The 18,450-nt window shown below is 45.0% G+C and carries 14 protein-coding genes; 8 read left to right on the top strand and 6 right to left on the bottom strand.

Annotated elements, in window-relative coordinates:
• Positions 1-105: 105 nt before the first annotated feature.
• The 4 genes from LEPTO7376_RS20985 to murQ all read left to right on the top strand — a co-directional run bounded on the left by LEPTO7376_RS20985 (position 106) and on the right by murQ (position 7,247).
• Complete coding sequence (locus tag LEPTO7376_RS20985; protein ID WP_015136039.1) at positions 106-2,688, top strand: CHAT domain-containing protein; 2,583 nt, start codon at positions 106-108, stop codon at positions 2,686-2,688.
• An 89-nt stretch (positions 2,689-2,777) separates the two neighbouring features.
• The gene (locus LEPTO7376_RS24010; RefSeq protein ID WP_015136038.1) at positions 2,778-3,920 is read left to right on the top strand and encodes a DUF928 domain-containing protein; all 1,143 of its coding nucleotides are present in this window, start codon (positions 2,778-2,780) and stop codon (positions 3,918-3,920) included.
• A 194-nt stretch (positions 3,921-4,114) separates the two neighbouring features.
• Positions 4,115-6,295 carry a CHASE2 domain-containing protein gene (locus LEPTO7376_RS24005; protein ID WP_216700266.1) on the top strand — a complete coding sequence of 727 codons (2,181 nt, stop codon included), beginning with the start codon at positions 4,115-4,117 and terminating at the stop codon, positions 6,293-6,295.
• Positions 6,296-6,341: 46 nt separating this feature from the next.
• Positions 6,342-7,247, top strand: a complete 906-nt coding sequence (murQ, locus tag LEPTO7376_RS20970) for an N-acetylmuramic acid 6-phosphate etherase (protein WP_015136036.1) — start codon at positions 6,342-6,344, stop codon at positions 7,245-7,247.
• Here murQ and LEPTO7376_RS20965 read toward each other — a convergent pair.
• Positions 7,244-8,206 carry a hypothetical protein gene (locus LEPTO7376_RS20965; RefSeq protein WP_041764283.1) on the bottom strand — a complete coding sequence of 321 codons (963 nt, stop codon included), beginning with the start codon at positions 8,204-8,206 and terminating at the stop codon, positions 7,244-7,246. The genes murQ and LEPTO7376_RS20965 overlap by 4 nt on opposite strands.
• Before the next feature lie 150 nt (positions 8,207-8,356).
• Here LEPTO7376_RS20965 and aroC point away from each other — a divergent pair, with 150 nt between their 5' ends.
• On the top strand, positions 8,357-9,454 hold the full coding sequence (gene aroC / locus LEPTO7376_RS20960) for a chorismate synthase (RefSeq protein WP_015136034.1): 1,098 nt from the start codon (positions 8,357-8,359) through the stop codon (positions 9,452-9,454).
• A gap of 6 nt (positions 9,455-9,460) precedes the next feature.
• On the top strand, positions 9,461-10,321 hold the full coding sequence (locus tag LEPTO7376_RS20955) for an MBL fold metallo-hydrolase (protein WP_015136033.1): 861 nt from the start codon (positions 9,461-9,463) through the stop codon (positions 10,319-10,321).
• A 49-nt stretch (positions 10,322-10,370) separates the two neighbouring features.
• On the opposite strand, the gene LEPTO7376_RS20950 is transcribed toward LEPTO7376_RS20955, so the two are convergent.
• Positions 10,371-11,201: a DUF3598 family protein gene (locus tag LEPTO7376_RS20950; protein ID WP_015136032.1), complete on the bottom strand. Its 831-nt coding sequence runs from the start codon at positions 11,199-11,201 to the stop codon at positions 10,371-10,373.
• A gap of 453 nt (positions 11,202-11,654) precedes the next feature.
• Between LEPTO7376_RS20950 and LEPTO7376_RS20945 the strand changes: the two genes are divergently transcribed.
• Positions 11,655-12,533 carry a phosphatidate cytidylyltransferase gene (locus LEPTO7376_RS20945; protein ID WP_015136031.1) on the top strand — a complete coding sequence of 293 codons (879 nt, stop codon included), beginning with the start codon at positions 11,655-11,657 and terminating at the stop codon, positions 12,531-12,533.
• A gap of 144 nt (positions 12,534-12,677) precedes the next feature.
• Here LEPTO7376_RS20945 and LEPTO7376_RS20940 read toward each other — a convergent pair whose 3' ends face one another.
• Complete coding sequence (locus tag LEPTO7376_RS20940) at positions 12,678-13,040, bottom strand: DUF1815 family protein (protein WP_015136030.1); 363 nt, start codon at positions 13,038-13,040, stop codon at positions 12,678-12,680.
• A 151-nt stretch (positions 13,041-13,191) separates the two neighbouring features.
• On the opposite strand from LEPTO7376_RS20940, the gene LEPTO7376_RS20935 reads away from it, so the two are divergent.
• Positions 13,192-13,638 (top strand): ABA4-like family protein, encoded by a 447-nt coding sequence (locus LEPTO7376_RS20935; protein WP_015136029.1) that lies wholly within the window; start codon positions 13,192-13,194, stop codon positions 13,636-13,638.
• A 69-nt stretch (positions 13,639-13,707) separates the two neighbouring features.
• On the opposite strand, the gene argH is transcribed toward LEPTO7376_RS20935, so the two are convergent.
• The 3 genes from argH to LEPTO7376_RS20915 all read right to left on the bottom strand — a co-directional run bounded on the left by argH (position 13,708) and on the right by LEPTO7376_RS20915 (position 18,424).
• Entirely contained in the window at positions 13,708-15,096 is a 1,389-nt protein-coding gene (argH, locus tag LEPTO7376_RS20930) for an argininosuccinate lyase (RefSeq protein ID WP_015136028.1), read from the bottom strand.
• Positions 15,097-15,267: 171 nt separating this feature from the next.
• Positions 15,268-16,455, bottom strand: coding sequence for an ABC transporter substrate-binding protein (locus tag LEPTO7376_RS20925; RefSeq protein WP_015136027.1), 1,188 nt, complete (start codon positions 16,453-16,455; stop codon positions 15,268-15,270).
• Between the two features lie 97 nt (positions 16,456-16,552).
• Complete coding sequence (locus LEPTO7376_RS20915) at positions 16,553-18,424, bottom strand: SLC13 family permease (RefSeq protein ID WP_015136026.1); 1,872 nt, start codon at positions 18,422-18,424, stop codon at positions 16,553-16,555.
• Positions 18,425-18,450: the final 26 nt, after the last annotated feature.

Genomic DNA, 18,450 nt, shown 5'->3' with positions numbered 1-18,450 from the left:
AATCGTATTGGGGTTTCAACTATTGTTGTCCTGAAAATAACGGTGTGCGCTGTAGAGTGATGGGTCGCCGATCATTGGCGTTGCAGTGTTGAGAACAATAGCGCGATGAGAAAAAAGCACTTTTATTTTTCTTTGTCAGCCTTGGCGATCGCCTTGAGTCTGAGCCTGAATTTTGCAACAGGAAGTATGGCTGCAGATCGTCAAACAGCCACAACCCAAACGCCACAACCAGAATCTATCCGCGCTCAAAATCTTAATCTTTTACAGCAGGGCACAACAGCTTATCAAAACGGCAATCTAAAACAGGCGATCGCCCTCTGGCAAGAAGCTCATCAATCAACTGACCCTTTACTAAAAATTCAAGCCGCCAATTATTTGGGTCTTGCTTATCCGGAGCAAGGACAATGGCAAGCTGCCCGAGATGTTTTGGAGCAAGGCATTACTGAGCTGACAAGCCTAAAACATTCCTCTAAACAATCTCTTACTGCCCAAAACCTCAATAATCAAGCGCGACTGGCCTTTCTTCAGGGACAAACAGAAACAGCCTTAGATCTGTGGCAACAGACAGCTAAAACTTACCGTGAGACAGATAATGCGGCGGGTTTAGTGGGCAGCAAAATGAACCAAGCCCAAGCACTCCAATCCCTCGGACAATATCGTCGCGCCAAAAATTTATTGGTAAGTTTGGTGGATGATCTCGACCAACAACCCGAAAGCCAGTTAACCGTGCAGGGATTGCGCAATCTCGGTAGTGCCTTTTACGTGATTGGCGATTTGGAGCAGGCAAAAGTTTTATTTGAAGCGAGTTGGGCTATGGGCGATCGCCTCGCATTGCCAGAAGAAACAGCCCTAACCTTGATACATATTGGTAATGTCGCGGAAACCCTTGATTTACCAGAAGTTGCCTTCGAATATTATCGTCAGTCCTATGCTGAAAGTCAGAACCCCACAACGCGTCTCAAGTCCCAACTGCAGCAGCTGCGTTTGCAGGTGGAATACGACGTTACCACTGATATTCAGCCTTTAATTGCTGATATCCAAACCAAAATTGCTGCGCTCCCTGGCGATCGCCACACAATCGATGCAGTGGTTCATTTTAGTGAGTCATTATTACTGGATGAAAAAGCTCAACAATTGATGCCGCCCCGCCAGTTGGCAACGCTTTTAGCAAAACATTTACAGACCGCGCGGACCTTACAAGATAGTCGTTCCGAAGCTTTTCTATTACAACAGCTCGGTAACCTATATCTCTCCCAATCACAATGGGCCAATGCTACCGCAGTAACCACCGACTCCCTCCGACTTGCTGAAGCGCTGAATGCTCCAGATCTGATTTCCCAGAGTGCCTGGCAACTCGGTCGTTTGCATAATCTTCAAGGCGATCGCCCTGCTGCCATTGCCGCTTACCAACAAGCTGTGGCGGCTCTTCAGAATTTGCGCAGTGACCTTGTGGCTATTAACACTGATGTGCAATTTAATTTCCGTGATCGCGTTGAACCTGTTTATCGAGAATTGGTTGGATTGTTATTGGCAGAAGACGAGCCGAGTCAAGCCAATTTAAAACTGGCTCGGGATGTCCTCGAAAATCTCCAACTCGCTGAACTCGATAACTTTTTCCGCAATGCTTGTCTCGATGCAACCCCAGTCAATGTGGATGAAATCGATACCCAAGCCGCTGTCCTCTACCCCATTATTTTGGAAGATACAGCCAATGGTTCTGGACAAGTTCAGTTGGACGTTATTTTGTCATTGCCAGACCAAAGTTTTCGTTATCTTTCTCACCGCTTAGATAAAAACACTCTCGACCAAACGCTCAAAAACTTTTATTCGTCACTCTATCCTGGCTACTCTGACCGTGAACGTTTAAAGCTTTCCCAAACCATTCATAACTGGCTAATTGGCCCTCTAAAAACAGAGCTAGATGCCCAAAAGATCGATACGCTTGTGTTTGTGCCCGATGGCTTTTTCCGGAATATTCCTCTCGCGGCTCTCTATGATGGCGATCGCTACCTAATAGAATCCTATAGCCTAGCCTTGAGTCCTGGTTTACAACTTTTTCCCCAGGGACTACGTCAAACAGAACTTGCCAGTTTAACCGTTGGTCTCACCGAGGCGCGCCAAAACTTTAACGAGTTACCTGGTGTAAAAACTGAGATCGATGAAATTGCCAAAGAAATCGATGCAACGGTATTGCTCGATAAAGATTTTACGAAAAATAGTTTTCAAGTTTCGATTGATAACCGCGATTTTCCAGTGGTTCACCTTGCAACCCACGGGCAATTTAGCTCCAATCCTGATGACACATTTTTGTTGACTTGGGATGGTCGGATTGGCATCGAAGATCTTGACCGATTATTTGAAAAACGTCGCCTAGGAAAACTGACTCCCATCGAGCTGCTTGTGCTAAGTGCCTGTCAAACTGCCGCTGGCGATGATCGCGCTACTTTGGGATTGGCCGGGCTGGCTCTTCGTTCAGGTGCCTTAAGTACATTGGCAAGTTTATGGTCTGTAAATGACGAATCGACGGCTGCTTTAATGGGCGAATTTTATCGAGCATTATCAAATACCGATGCCCAGTCTACTAAGGCTCAAGCCTTACGGGAAGCACAAATGACGCTGATCCAAAACCCAAAATATCAACATCCTTACTACTGGTCGGCGTTTGTGCTCGTGGGTAATTGGCTCTAACGATTTGTCAGTGGGACTCCGGATTTTTGCTGACAGTCTTGATCTAGTTATTAAGTGCGATTAATAATCACCGTTGGTTAGTCTCTGTTATGGTCCTCGTTCCTCTCCGTTTTTTCTCATTATCGATTGCGACAACGCTTATCGCCCTTGGTTTTAGTTCTGCTGCCCAAGCTCGCCAGCCCCAGGCGGACACAGACACAAAAACTGCGGCGATCGCCTCCAAGCAAATTAGCCTTTTATTTGTCACACCGACTGAGGATACATTGCCTGAGACCGTGGTGAGTAGTGGTGTACGGGGAAATTTGCAGTTTGTCCCAATTGTGAGTGATGCACCAGATAATCGTGTTGGTGGTGGATCTCGGGGATTGCTGGACTTTCAGACTAATGACCAGGATACTGCTCAGGAAACAGCTTCTGGTGGCTCACGAGGATTACTAGAATTTAGCCATCCAGATGGCGATCGCCCTGCTTCCTCTACTTCTTCTGGCGGTTCAAGAGGATTACTTGACTTTCATGAGCCTGATGATTCCGCCAGCCTCGACACAAGCGCTGGTGGCGTGCGGGGTTTACTTGACTTTGATAATCCCGATGAGACCTTACCTGATGACACTGCTTCTGGGGGCAGCAGCCGTGGTTTGTTAGATTTTTCCCAGCCTGATGATAACTCTTCCCTCGCAACTGCCGCAGGCGGTTCTAGAGGCAATGATTCTTTGCCATTAACCGCTGTTTTGCCTGCCCATCAAATTGGACGGACGATTGCTGCACGTCCTAACTTTTATATCTATGTCCCACCCACCGCGTCGACAAAAGCATTTTTTAGTGTGCGGACAGCTGGACAAGTTGAGCATTATCAAATGTCCGTCGATTTAGAAAAAACAGGGGGAGTCATGAAAATCACTCTGCCTGGTGATGCACCAGAACTCGTGAATGGCGAAGATTATCAATGGTTCTTTGCACTGATTGAGCCAGACGGTATTTTGCGACCCGATAATTACGGCGTCCACGGCTGGATTAAGCGAGTTGATACTTTAACAACAGTCAGCCATAACATTGAGCCTATTACCTTAGCCAGTGAATATGCCCAAGCGGGTATTTGGTACGACACTCTCGATATTATTGCAGCCAATTTTGAAGGGTCAATTAATCCAGAGACGAGTTGGCAAACGGAATGGCATGATTTATTAGAGCAGGTCGGTCTCGAAGCGATCGCCGCAGAACCATTATTGCGTTAGTGTGAATTTAGAATTTATTCCAAAATAAAACTTCAAAATAGGACTTTCGGCTGTCGTTCTGCTAAAACTGTTGGGCTAAGATAGCATTGTTCGTGATCGGACAGTGTCAGCATCAGTCTGGCTATTGTGTGCTGGTAGAAAATCAGCCAAGCAGAAATTTTTCGTTCGTTTATTGGGCTCAGCCCTGGTCGCTAGTGTTGTTCAAGCAAGTTTGGCAAAGTATTCGTGAGCAATGGCTAGGCACAATTTTTATTGTTCCGGGAGTGGCGATCGCCGTATCGACCTTGAGTGGGTTTGGCGTGTTGCAAGGGATGGAATGGCTGGCCATTGACCAAGTGATGCGGCTGCGCCCCCGTGAACCTGTTGATGAGCGCATTACGATTATTACGGTTGATGAGTCTGACATTCGATTTGCCCAGCAGTGGCCGATGTCTGACCAATTAATGGCGCAAATGATTTACAATCTCGCCGCCCACGAACCGCGCGTGATTGGCATTGATATTTACCGAGATATTTCGGTTGCGCCAGGCAGGGAAGCTTTAACCCGTGCATTTCGGGAAAACCCGAATGTCATTGGCATCGAGAAAGTGGCGGGAAATCCCATTCCACCAACCCCTGTGCTGGATGAGTTGGGACAGATTTCCGCGTCTGATATTTTGCTCGATCAGGATGGTAAGGTGCGTCGTGCATTTTTGATGATTAATGGTCACCAAGGGTTTGGGGCGCGTTTGGCGGATATATACCTCGAACAGGAAGAACCTGTCCCCGAAGTTGCTGTGTTGAATAAAGAACAGTCGATCTATCAGGTCGGTCGGGCAATTTTTCGTCCCTTGAAGAAAGGGCATCGTGGTTATATTGATGCCCGTACAGAATTTGGTGGCTATCAGATGTTGCTAAATTATCGAGGTGGGATGGAGTCGTTTAATAGCCTATCGTTTCAGGAAGTGATTGAAAACCAAATTCCTGCAGAGTTAGTACGCGATCGCATCATTATCGTGGGAGCAACGGCACCTAGTTTAAATGATGCTTTTGTTACGCCCTACAGTAGTCATTTTTTGCCTTCACTGATGCAGACACCAGGAGTGTCAATTCATAGCACTTTAGCGAGTCAAATTATTAGCGCAACATTGGATGGTCGTCCTCTCTTACGACCAGTCAATACCTGTGGCTTTTATCTTTTAATTGCAGCGTGGGCCAGTATCGGGGCGATCGCCACCAAACTTTTAGCGACAGTGATTCCCTCAGTATTTCGGTCATTACTCGTCACCTCATCCGGCACATTTTTATTGTTAGGCCTCAGTTTCGGAGGGAGCTTGCAAGGACTAGTCATCCCTGTATTTACCCCGTGGTTATCCCTGGTTGTCGCAACCGTTTTAACAACGAATTCTGAATCTCAAAAACAACTCAAAAATATTAACTGCAAACTGGCGATCGCCAACGAAAAATTGGCTGATTATTCCCGAAATCTGGAACAGGAAGTGGTTGATCGCACCCAAGAACTTTCAACAACTCTAAAAGATTTACAAACCACCCAAACGAGTCTTGTGCAAGCTGAAAAAATGGCAGCTCTTGGTCAAATGGTGGCGGGTATTGCCCACGAAATCAATAATCCCATCAACTATATTGCGGGCAATGTGAGACACGCGCGAGATTATGTCTATGAACTCCTCGGCATCATTGATTTATTTCGCACAACACATCCTGATCAAGAGATGGAAGTCTATCTCAAAGAGCTTGATTTAGAGTATCTGAGTAGCGATTTTTATAAGCTTTTAGACTCTATTGCGAAAGGCGCGGAAAGGGTTGAAGATATTGTCCAATCGTTGCGTACTTTTTCCCATTTGGATGAGGCTGAACTCAAACAAATTGATCTCACTAAAGATTTAGAAAGTGTTTTACTTGTTGTTGACCGTCGCATTAATAGCCGCCAAGACAAAATCAAAATTACTGTAGAACAAGACTTACAGGATTTACCGTTAGTTCAGTGTTATGCCGCAAAAATCAATCAAGTTCTCCTAAATTTATTTGATAATGCAATTGATGCGATTGAAGAAAAAATGCTTCTTGACCAGACATTAGAAGGCAAAATTTTGATCGAAACTCAGGCACTTAATGAACAAGAAATTGCGATTCGAATAATTGATAATGGGATTGGGATTTCTGAAGAATTAATCCCTAAAATCTTTGATCCTTTTTTCACCACCAAAACTGTTGGGAAAGGGACTGGTCTCGGTTTGGCGATCGCCCATAGCGTGATTGTAAAACAACACCACGGTTCCGTCAGTTGTCGGATGACAGACGATGGCAAAACTGAATTTTCGATTATTTTGCCAATCGTGCATCGGCTTTATCACGGACGGATGGTTTCGGTTTAGCAAATGTGAGACATTAGGCAATACGAAAAATATTGAGGCGCAAGCAGTGCAGACCAACCAAAGTCGTGGTCATTTGTTAACGGAACAGATTAACCCCAATAGCCAAAATCTTGATCAGCTGTCGGCTCTTGAGTTGGTCGATTTATTTAATGCGGAAGATAACAAAACAATCGAGGCGATCGCTGCAGCTCGGGAACCTATTGCTGAAGCGATTGAGATTACAAGCGCTGCCCTCGCAAATGGTGGAAAACTTTTTTATATTGGCGCGGGAACCAGTGGTCGTTTAGGAGTGCTTGACGCTGCGGAATGTCCGCCCACTTTTTGTACTCCTCCCGAATTAGTACAAGGAATTCTCGCGGGTGGAAAAGATGCCCTGGTAAAAAGTTCTGAGAGTTTAGAGGATCGTGCCGAAGACGGTGCCAAGGCGATCGCCGACTATGGCATTACTGCGAAAGATGTGTTGGTGGGCATTACCGCTGGCGGCACAACGCCCTATGTCCAGGGAGCCTTAGCCGAAGCAAATAATATTGGCGCTAAAACAGTATTTGTGAGTTGTGTCCCGGCTGATCAAGTTCCCTGTGATGTGGATGTGGATATTCGCTTATTAACTGGCCCTGAAATTTTGGCAGGTTCCACGCGTCTCAAAGCTGGTACTGTCACCAAAATGGTTTTAAATATTTTGTCTACCAGCGTGATGGTCAAACTCGGCAAAGTTTATGGCAACCGTATGATCGATGTGTCTGTCACCAACGATAAGCTCTATGATCGCGCCCTCCGCATTATTCAAGATTTGACTGATTTACCTCGCGAAGAAGCCAAAGTTTTACTCGATAAATCTCAGCGCAAAGTAAAAACGGCTTTGTTAATGCATTGGAATGATATTGACGCGACCCAAGCAGAAGATCTACTCACAAAAAATACAGGCGATCTACGTGCTTCTCTGAAGGTTTAAAGGGAACAATTATACGCCGCGAATTTTTCGTCAACTGTCTGTCGTAAATCGTCTGGCAAATCTGGCGGTAACTGAGGTTGGGCAGCGGCAGCAACAAGTTTAATGCCATTGTCTTCATTAAGTACAGGCAACAGCTCAACAGGATAAGTTTCAGACAAACCAAATTCGGTGTGGGCGATCGCCAATTCATCGGCTCGGAGTTCTGGACTACGCAATTGGGCAGAACCTACTTTTGCGAGAGAGACGGAGAAAATTTCGGCACTAATAACATCTTTGTAGCTATAATCCTGTGTCTCCTCATTCCAAAGCTCCAGGCTCCATTCTGGTTTGAATTCGACAACACAAACATGACTTGGGCGTGTAGAAGGAAAAATACTGATCTGATAACGATTAGTGCTGTAGTCACTATCATGCCAAAATCCCAAAAACGGAGCGATCGCCGGATCTTTCCTTTTCCAGCTCTGACGATAAGTCAACAGTTCTGCCGGAACTTCGGGGGGATGTTCAACCTTATTTAACCCCGCCAAACCAAACCAACTTTCTTTGCGTTCTTCTAAACCCACCACTAACTCAATGATTTCTGCATCGTTTAGAAAGGACGGATATGAATCCGTATTCATGTCATCCAGCGCTTTAGCTGCCGTGATTAACATAACCGCTTCGCTCAAACCACAATCAAGATCGCCATTACAAATTTCCGCGACAATATTGCCTGGTTCGTAGGTCAACTGCACCTTTTTCCCGACAATATCCTGCTCACAAATATCAAATCCTGCAAATTCGGTGGATGTTTCCCCTGTCTCATCTGTCACCGTTACATAACAAGCGCGATCGCCCACCGTGAGATCTTGCACAGTGCCAATCTGAGGAGACTCAGCTTTTGCTGATATCACCGCCATAAGAAATGAGCTAGAGATTAATGCCGAAAAACGATGTGGCCAAGGGGACAATACAGTCATAAAAATTGCAAAAAGCACTATTACAACGATTGTATTGCGTTTAAATTTGACCAAAGAAACAAGAATTAACGCTCAGGTGGGCGATCGCCATTTGCGCGCGTGTAAATTAGGCTACAATGCAAGACTGATTCGCTAACAGTAAACCGCATTATGGGCAACAGTTTCGGACATCTATTTCGCATTACAACCTATGGAGAATCCCATGGTGGCGGCGTTGGCGTCGTAATCGATGGCTGTCCCCCTCTCGTCGAAATTTCCGAAGAAGAAATTCAAGTTGAGTTAGACCGCCGTCGCCCCGGTCAAAGTAAAATCACAACCCCTCGTAACGAAGCTGATCGTTGTGAGATTATGTCAGGGGTTTTTGAAGGAAAAACCACTGGTACTCCCATCTCAATCTTGGTACGCAATAAAGACCAGCGTTCCAAAGACTATTCCGAGATGAAACAGAAATATCGTCCTTCCCATGCCGACTTTACCTACGACTCTAAATACGGCATCCGTAACTATGAAGGAGGTGGCCGTTCCTCTGCTCGCGAAACCATTGGTCGAGTTGCTGCCGGGGCGATCGCCAAAAAGATTTTGCAGCAATTTTCCGGTGTCGAAGTGATCGGCTATGTCAAACGCATCAAGGACTGTGAAGCCCCTAATATCGATCCCAGCACCGTCACCATCGAACAAGTAGAAAGCAATATTGTTCGTTGTCCTGATGCTGTCGCTGCTGAGCGTATGATTGATCTTATCGATGAAATTCGCCGTGATAAAAATTCCATTGGTGGTGTCGTCGAATGCGTCGCTCGAAATGTCCCGAAAGGCTTGGGAATGCCCGTTTTCGATAAACTAGAAGCGGACCTTGCAAAAGGCGCAATGTCACTTCCTGCTAGCAAAGGATTTGAAATTGGTTCCGGATTTGCCGGAACACTACTGACAGGCCATGAACATAATGATGAGTTCACTGTCGATAATCAGGGTGAAATTCGCACAAAAACAAATCGATCTGGTGGAATTCAAGGCGGAATTTCCAATGGAGAGAATATAATCCTAAGGGTAGCTTTTAAACCAACAGCTACTATTGGGAAAGAGCAACAAACTGCAACCCGTGAGGGTGAAGAAACCGTTCTTGCCGCAAAAGGTAGACACGACCCCTGTGTTTTGCCTCGTGCTGTACCAATGGTGGAAGCGATGGTTGCCCTTGTTCTATGCGATCATCTCCTGCGACATCAGGGACAATGTAAGACGCTCAGTATTTAGCACCGTATGACTAAACCTGCACTTGATGAATTCGTCGTCCAGTTTTGGGGCGTTCGAGGGAGTGTTCCCTCCCCCGGCTTTGAGACGATCCGCTATGGCGGTAATACCTCTTGCATTGAAATCCGCGCTGCTGGAAAACGGATTATTTTTGATGCCGGAACAGGTCTAAGGAATTTGGGTAAGGAGCTGGAAGGGCAAACGAACCTTGAGCTACACATGTGCTTTACTCATTACCACTGGGATCATATCCAAGGGTTGCCGTTTTTTGACCCGTTATTTCAGTCGGGTAACAGTTTGCATGTCTATGGGCAGGTACCAGAAGAAGTCCGTCCCATGACCCTTGAAGAGCATTTTTATCACCGGGTACTCCATAAAGACTCACCAATTCCTTTGGCGAATCTTGAGACGAATATCTTTTTCCATGAATTGACCTGTGGCGAAACCTTTAAGATTGGTGACGCAGAAATTGCGACCGCTCCCCTAAATCACCCGAATGGTGCAATGGGGTATCGTGTTTCTTGGCAAGATCGGGCGATCGTTTACTGTACAGATACAGAGCATTACCCAGATCATCTCGACGAAAATATCCTTAATCTTGCGAAAGACTCCGATATTTTGGTTTATGACGCGATGTATACGGATGAGGAATACCATGATCCCAAATCGCCAAAGGTTGGCTGGGGTCATTCGACCTGGCAGGAAGGCTTAAAACTTACGAAAGCAGCCAATATCCGTAAGTTGGCAGTGTTTCACCATGAGCCTAATCACACCGACGACATTCTAGACAGCATTGCGAAAGATTTAGCCGAGAAATCAGAGGAGTCTTTTCTCGCTAAAGAAAAGGCGATCGCCAGCGTTTTTGATTAACGCTTAATTTTCTAATTGAATTGTAATTAGCCGAATCTGCTAGCTTTGCCTAGCCGACGCGTTTTTCAGTAATAAAAACGGAACTTTCCCACTTGCCCTGCTCATCAAAGTTGCGCATAATCCGTTGCCGTATATTATCTGACACAAGCCAGCCGACCTCCACAAAAAAGGCTTTTTTTGAAGGGACTTGTAAGGGTACATTAATGGAGCCGCCATCCGGCAAGAGGGTGATTTGACGGGGCACATCTGAGTTGAATTTAAGCTGATTACCCTCGATTTGAGCTTGGATCGTAATGGTTCGATTGTCCAGCTCAATGGATTGGTGTAGAGTCTCACCTACAACATTTAATTTGAGACGACTTTGACTAATTTTTGGTGGTTCAAAATCTGGGCGATAGGTTTGGGATTCTGCTTCCCAAGTGCCCACGAGTTGATCCACTGTTAATTGCGGTCTTTCTTTCGCATTTGTCCCTTCGCGAAATTCTCGAATAAATACAAGCTTTTCAAAGTGATATTGTTCGTCGTAAATCTGCACCATCCGCAGACGGCGATCGCCTGCAATAAACCCAAACTCAGCAATAAAATCCATCATTGTCGAGAACCACATTACCCCCTTGGAAAATGATCCAGTTTCGGAAAAGATCATGTGTCGACCGAGAGAACGAAAATCTTGGGTCATATTACTCGACGCTTCACTGTCGTAGTCCCCAGATTCAAACCGTTGCAAATGAAGCCGCACACAATCGCGATCGCCGTCCACTAGCGCCAAAGTTAGGATCGAAGGAACATCACTAGAGATCTCGCCATTAAGTGACATTGTGCTGAATGAACCACGCCATGTTCCCAGATTTTTCAGGAAATTATCCCATTGACTGCTCATTAATAATCCATGAAATTTGAAGATCCATTATTCTATATTTTCGCAAAACTAAGCAGTCAAACGCAACGGCCTTATTTCCTATTCCTATTGTGATGCGGTGCAAATAGGACAGCTTTTCGGAGGATTTTTTACATCAAAACTTGCAATTTCCCCACCAAGGCTGGAAAAGATTTCTGTAACAAAGTACTGTACTTAAAGGTTCATTTAGCTAATAATTTGAGCCTTTAAGTTCAGCAAAATCTGAACACAAAAAATTATTCAGCACTCGATCGTTTGAGACTTATCGGTCTTCGTCACTAAGTTTTTCCCGCTATCAGGACGTGTTTTGGTGCATCCAGCTTTAAAGCTGGTGATCATCATAATTCTTGTTAACGTTTGATAAAATTTTCTTTAACAGTCTGATTAATTCGCTTTATCTTTTATCGGTGCTTTTAAAAACGAGCCGAAACTACTATGTCATTGTCGCGCATCATTAGTGGAGTAGTGGCGATCGCCATTGCCTTGAGCCTTATCATTTTGGGAGGCTGGTACTTTACTGCGGGTATGGCAATCCTTGTCTTCCTTGGACAACAAGAATACTTTCGGATGGTGCGTGCAAAAGGACTTGAGCCTGCCGCAAAGAGTACTCTCATTGTGTCGCAGCTACTGCTAATTATCTCCACCATCAACCCTAGTCTGACAGATGCACTCTTCCCACTAGCCGGAACCTTTATTTGCTTCTACCTACTGTTCCAGACAAAGATGGCAACTATTGCCGATATGTCCACCTCTATTTTGGGACTATTCTATGGTGGCTATATGCCGAGCTATTGGGTGAGGCTACGTATGGGTAGCATTGCCGAAACCGAAGCCGTTAGTAATCTTCCTCTCTATGGCTATCTCCCCGAATCCTGGACAGACTGGTTCCATCTCCCCTATGCTCTCAAACTGACTTTTATTGTGATGGTTTGTATTTGGGCCGCAGATATTGGTGCTTATGTTATGGGGAAATGGCTCGGTAAAACTAAGCTCTCTGCAATTAGCCCTAAAAAGACCGTGGAAGGTGCATTATTTGGTTCCATTGGTACGATTTCAGTGGCTGTGACTGGTGCATGGTATCTCGGTTGGGCTTGGTGGCCGATCACTGGGATGATTTTAGGCACTGTAATTAGCGTGACGACGCTTCTAGGCGATTTGACCGAATCGATCATGAAGCGTGATGCTGGCTTTAAAGATTCAGGACAACTCATTCCAGGGCATGGCGGCATCCTAGACCGTACTGATAGTTATGTTTTTACCGCACCGTTAGTTTATTTATTTGTCACAATTTGTTTGCCCATGTTTACCAACTAGTTCTTGGGCTAAGATAATCACCGATTTTAGCGAGGCCTCAGCTCCGAAAATATTTTCAGACAACAAGAAAACTCCCCAAAATAGATTGGGGAGTTTTCTTGTTTATATCTTTGTGAGCCTCAGCCTGAGTTCGTACTTTCTCGATTAAATCGCTGCGACGGAATCAGAAGCGGAACGCTTGTAGGAAAATTCCCTTGGCAACTCGCGCTGATATTTAATCATGTTGGCGAGCTCTTGGAGTTGGCTAATCGCTTCAGCGCCTTCCAATTTCATCAGTTCTCGTTCGTCGCGCATCTCTGTCCAAGAAATACCATAGTCAGAAACGAGGAAGCGAATAAGGTGGTTTTCACCAAGACTCACCATAAAGGAAGCACTGTTGAGCTCTGCACCACATGTATAGCAGGAAGCGAGATAACCTCTGTTCTCAAGGGCGATCGCCAGAGCCTGAAGACTCATAACGAGGTCTTGTACAAAATCACGATGTTGCTGGGCAAGTCGAATAAACACCTTACTGTCTCCTTAGTGACAAATCCATTCTAAACCTTTTAATACTTTTTTAATAATTAATTTTCACGCCCTATTTCTGGGGGATTGATATGTTGGCTTTATCATACCCAAAGGGCTTATATTGTCTGTCAAATTTAGGGATTTTGTCTTTATGACTTTAGAAAATGTATTCAATGTTGCAAATTATTTTGTATTACCTTTTTGGGCATTAATGATTGTGTTGCCCCGTTGGCAGTTCACTCAGAAAGTAATGGACTCAGTTCTACCTTTTGTAGCATTGGCATTAGTCTATGGCTGTCTTTTTGTCTTATCGATTGAACCAGATCAGGCTGAACTCTGGGGAAATCCAACGTTACCAAATCTTGCAGCGCTCTTTTCTATACCAAAAGTGATGGCAACAGGTTGGGTGCATTACCTTGTGATGGATCTGTTTGTCGGACGTTGGATTTATCAGCAGGGAGTCGAAAAGCAGCTGATCACAGCTCATTCTTTAGCACTTTGTTTATTTGCTGGCCCCCTTGGTCTTCTCTCCCATCTCTCAACAGTGGCGATCGCCGACTTTTGGCGACAAAAAAAAGCCGTAGCGGCAGAATCTTAACAAGATCCATCCAACGCGCTAACGGCAATAATTTGGCTAAAGCTTCTGATTTAGGATGACAAAAAGCGTCTAGGAATACATTAAATCTTTTGCTGTGGCGATCGCCTGACGGACTTGCTCGAAGCCTGTACCACCATAACTATTACGGGCGGCGACAACTTGCTTCGGGGCGATCACCTCATAGATATCTTCCTCAAATTTCGGGTGGAGCGCTTGCCATTCTTCCATTGTTAAATCTTTGAGCAGCTTGTCGGCAGCGATACTAGTTTTCACCACCTTACCCACGAGATTATAAGCCTCACGGAAAGGCACTCCTTTACCAGCAAGATAATCTGCTACATCCGTTGCATTGGAGAAATCTTCGTTTACCGCTTCTTCGAGACGTGATATCTGAAATTCAATCCCTTCCGAGAGCAAAATGGTCATTGCTTCTAAACAGCCTTGCACTGTGCGAACCGTATCGAAAAGCCCTTCCTTATCATCTTGTAAATCTTTGTTATAGGCCAAAGGTAATCCTTTCATCAGCACCAATAAGCCTTGCAAATGACCGAAAACACGCCCTGTTTTACCGCGTACCAACTCGGGAATATCAGGGTTTTTCTTTTGGGGCATAATACTAGACCCAGTAGCACAGCTATCTTTAAGCGTTATAAAGCTACATTCTTTTGATGCCCAGAAAATCATTTCCTCTGCCATGCGGCTTAAGTGAACCATCACCAGACTCGCTGCTGCTGAGAACTCAATGGCAAAGTCGCGATCGCTCACCCCATCAAGACTATTTTGATAGATGCGGTCGAATTCTAGTAAGTTTGCGCTGTAATGGCGATCAATTGGAAATGTTGTTCCTGCTAGTGCCCCGCAACCGAGAGGAGAAATATTGGTGCGTTTAAACACATCGTCAAGACGCTCCCAATCCCGTTGGGTCATCTGAAAATAGGCCATTAGATGATGTGCCAAGCTAATGGGTTGTGCCCGCTGAAGATGTGTATAGCCGGGAATTAAGGTTTCAACATGGGCTTCGGCATGGGTAAGGAGCGCTTGTTGGAAAGCTCGGATTTGGATTTGAATTGTGCGGATTTGCTCTCGGAGATATAACCGAATATCGGTACCAACTTGGTCATTCCGTGATCGCCCAGTGTGGAGTTTTTTACCAACGTCACCCACAATTTCGATTAAGCGTTTTTCTACCGCGAAGTGAACATCTTCATCTTCAACACCGGGGTGAAAATTATCTTCACGATATTCCTCGCGAATTTGCTCTAGCCCTTCTACTAAAGTGTCACCTTCTTCCGCCGAGATAATGCCTGTGTGGGCAAGCATTTGTGCATGGGCAACAGAACCAGTGAGATCGTATTCGATAAGCTCAATATCAAAACCAATGCTCGCATTAAACACGGCGATCGCCGGATGTAGAGACGTCTCAAAGCGATCGCTCCATGTCTTTTTTTCCTGGGTCATAATCTGCCACTCCTACACAAAATCTCAATCAGTTACTCTCGCTAAATCTTAGAGCATAACCGATCTGAAATTATCTATAGGCTCAGACAAAATTCTCTCAAGACATCACCAAAAAAAAGAACCAGGTAACTTTATTGTCCCCAGTCCTTACCCTGAAAAATATGACTCAAATCATTCGAAATAATGACTTGTTGCTCGGGCAAAAGCCTCATAAATTTTGGGCATCCTCAGATTGGGATTAAACTCCCGAAGCTTACTTTCCCGCATATAGACTAAATATTGATTACTCTCCTGGACGGGCATATCCTCAATTTTCTTAGTGCCATCCAATAGTGCCACAGCAATTTTTGCAGCTTCTTCACCCTGCTCATAAGGCGACGCACCCACGGCAATCATTCCGCCATCTTCAACATAGACACCTCTTGCACCAACTTTGAGAAGTGAAGAATTTTCTTCTGTCCACTCAAGCACTGTTTCGTAAGGAACAACTTTGCCGCCTTCGGTCTGGTCTTCAGTGCCTTGCAATGATTTATAGCCACCGATGAGTAGAATATCGGCAGAATTTTCCGCTCTGCTTACTGCTGATTTCCAATCATTGAATGTTTCATATTCCGACGCGCTGACCATTTCGTAGTCACCCCAATCGAAATTTTTCATGTTTTCCACAACGTATTTGGAGTGGGTGGTGCTGTGGGTCAGGAAATAGATTTTTCGGTAGTCAGAACCTAGGGATTGGTTAATTTGATCAAGGGTTTCTTTAATTGCTCCCGGTGGCACACCTTCAGTAATGCCTGTGACGTTATTGGCAGAAGTATAGCCATATTTTTTGAGATCGCCCTGCACACCCGTAAACACAATCTTGATGCGTGGATCATCTACAAAATGCTGTCCTGCCAAGATTTGGGCGTTATCGTCTGTGGCAATGATGACATTGGGTTTCCACTGTTTAATGATGGCACGCACTTCCCGTTCGGCGCGCTTCATGTAGTCTTTGTATGGTTTTTTCTTGGTGTCGAGAAAATGCTCGCGGATGATATAGGAATTTTTTCGTTCGAGAATTCGTTCAATGCCAACGATCTGCTCGGTTGTCCAGGTGTAGTCCGTCTCGTAGCTATGAAGTACGAGTAATCTTGGTTTATCGAGACTATGCATCACGATAAAAATGGATAAAATCACCAGAAACAAGGTGGCAAAAGTCCGCTCATGGCGAGCTATGCGTAGGAGCTTGTTGCCAATCTTCCTTGTGGGTGATGGGGCGATCGCCCCGACGAGAACGATGACAGGCAATATTGACAAGCTAGACAACATTGAGGATGGCGTAGATAGCACTTCAGATAAGGAGGGCAGGAAGTTAAGCATGGCTTGGTTTTCCGAATCCAGAACGAGAATTCACTAATTTAAAGAAATATTTGGTGAGTGAAAATCAGATGATTACCACTAGTTTGCCTCAAAAAACTTACAAAATCCCCAGCCATTTCCAGTAAGTAAAGGAGGCAAAGATTGCAAAAACCCTCACAATATTCATCAAAATATTACCTTGGGTTAGCAGGCGATCATTAAATAATCCTTGGGCATCCGTAATAGACGTGAAGAGGAGCTTCGGGGAGTATTGGTACGGGAAAAACCAACCGTCGCTGATGATCAAGATAATGAATGCGATGAGCCAAGGATTTACACCGCTGCCTTCTGCCAAGGGGATAAAGATGGTGCCAAATAACGGCACGATTAAAGCCATCGGCAATAGCAGCCTTGCTCCGAAAATAGCCGCAGAAAAGAGCAGTACAAACAGAGAAAAATTATTCCGCATTGATGAGCCCAACCAGCCGAGATACTCACTAATCCAATCATCGAAACCGATATAGGCAATGGAGCGAGATAAACCGATGAGGGAGGCTAGGAGAATGAGAAAAGGCCAGTCGATACTTTTGCGGATATCCTGTTTGAGTAGAACTTTCCCCAGCAACAAAAAACAAAAAACGAGTAATCCAACCCAAGGGATTGCAACGCCATGGATTGAGGCGGTTAAGACACCAGTGAGGAAGACCAAAATACTTCCCAGTGCCATCCACTCGGTGTTGTTCATTGGGCCAAGGATATTCAGTTGAGATTGAAGATTTTCTCGGGAGAGGGTTGTGGGTTCTTCGTTACGAAATAGGAGCGAAGAGACAATAATATAGCCAGCGATCGCCACCGCCCCCGCTGCTAACGCTGCCAATGTCCAATAGGGCAAACTAAACCTTTCCCGCACCTGAGAGGGCAATAAACCGACTAAAACAAAATTAATCGGTTTACTACTGAGGAAAAGAAAAGACATAAAGGTAGTGCCGCTAAAGGCCGCAAACCCTAAACGCGTTGCACCTTTGCCTGTTTTTTTGAGCTGGAGTGCATCCACCATATCGATCATTAAAGGCGTTACTAACTGTGTCCTACCATTCGCTGTCGGTAAAACAGGTGTTAACAATAACCCAATCATAAAAAGCGTCAAACTATAGGAAAACTGCGATTGCGGTACTGCCTTGAGAATGATTAAAACAAGGCGATAGGTCAGACCAGAATCCGACAGTACAGCTCCCAATGCAAAAATACTTAGGGCAAGGAAAAAGCTACTGGAAGAGAAACCTGACAGTACCAAACTAGATGGTGCGACATCTAAGACTAATAACGAAAAAATGATAATGATCGCTGGGATAAAAGCAGCCACCAGATCAAAAGTCCAGAGCACTAAAGCCGCCGAAAAAATTGTCAGAAATTGCTGGATACTGACAGAAATTTCAAAGCTAGGGTGAGACGTAATCAACGCCACAACAATTGGTAGGACGATCGCCATGACCCAACCTATTAATGCTCGCGTGGGAGCTTCCTCAGATACATTGCTAGTGCCAGCCGCATCTATTCCAGATTTTGTTTCATCTAGCAGCTCTTTATTAAAAATATAGTGACTCGCAAAGGATCGATATAAACCCCTTTCGAGGAAAGGATTGGTTGCTTTGATCTTATTAAGTGCGCTCTTTTCAATGGCAAGAACAACCGCATCTGTGGCAGCGGTACAGGTCAATGAATAGTTCTCCATATCTAAGGCTGCTTCTTCCCCGACAAACCCTGTCGAGACTTCATCGATGCACCGCTTGCCTGACAATAATTTGAAACTGCCATTGACAGGGACGAACAACATATCTGCTGTATCGTCTTCCTTAAATAAAATTTCGTTTTGTGTCAGCTGACGTTCCGCAATGAAAGGGATAAGACGAGATAAATCTTGTACTGAGCATTTGCGGAGGATTGGTGCATGTCGTAGATACTGAATGGTATCGATATTAGTCAGGGTCATAACTTAGAAGTGTTGCCGTAGATGCA

This window comes from [Leptolyngbya] sp. PCC 7376 (assembly GCF_000316605.1).
In the GTDB taxonomy this organism is placed as follows: domain Bacteria; phylum Cyanobacteriota; class Cyanobacteriia; order Cyanobacteriales; family MRBY01; genus MRBY01.
This window is presented reverse-complemented; position numbering and strand designations above follow the sequence as displayed.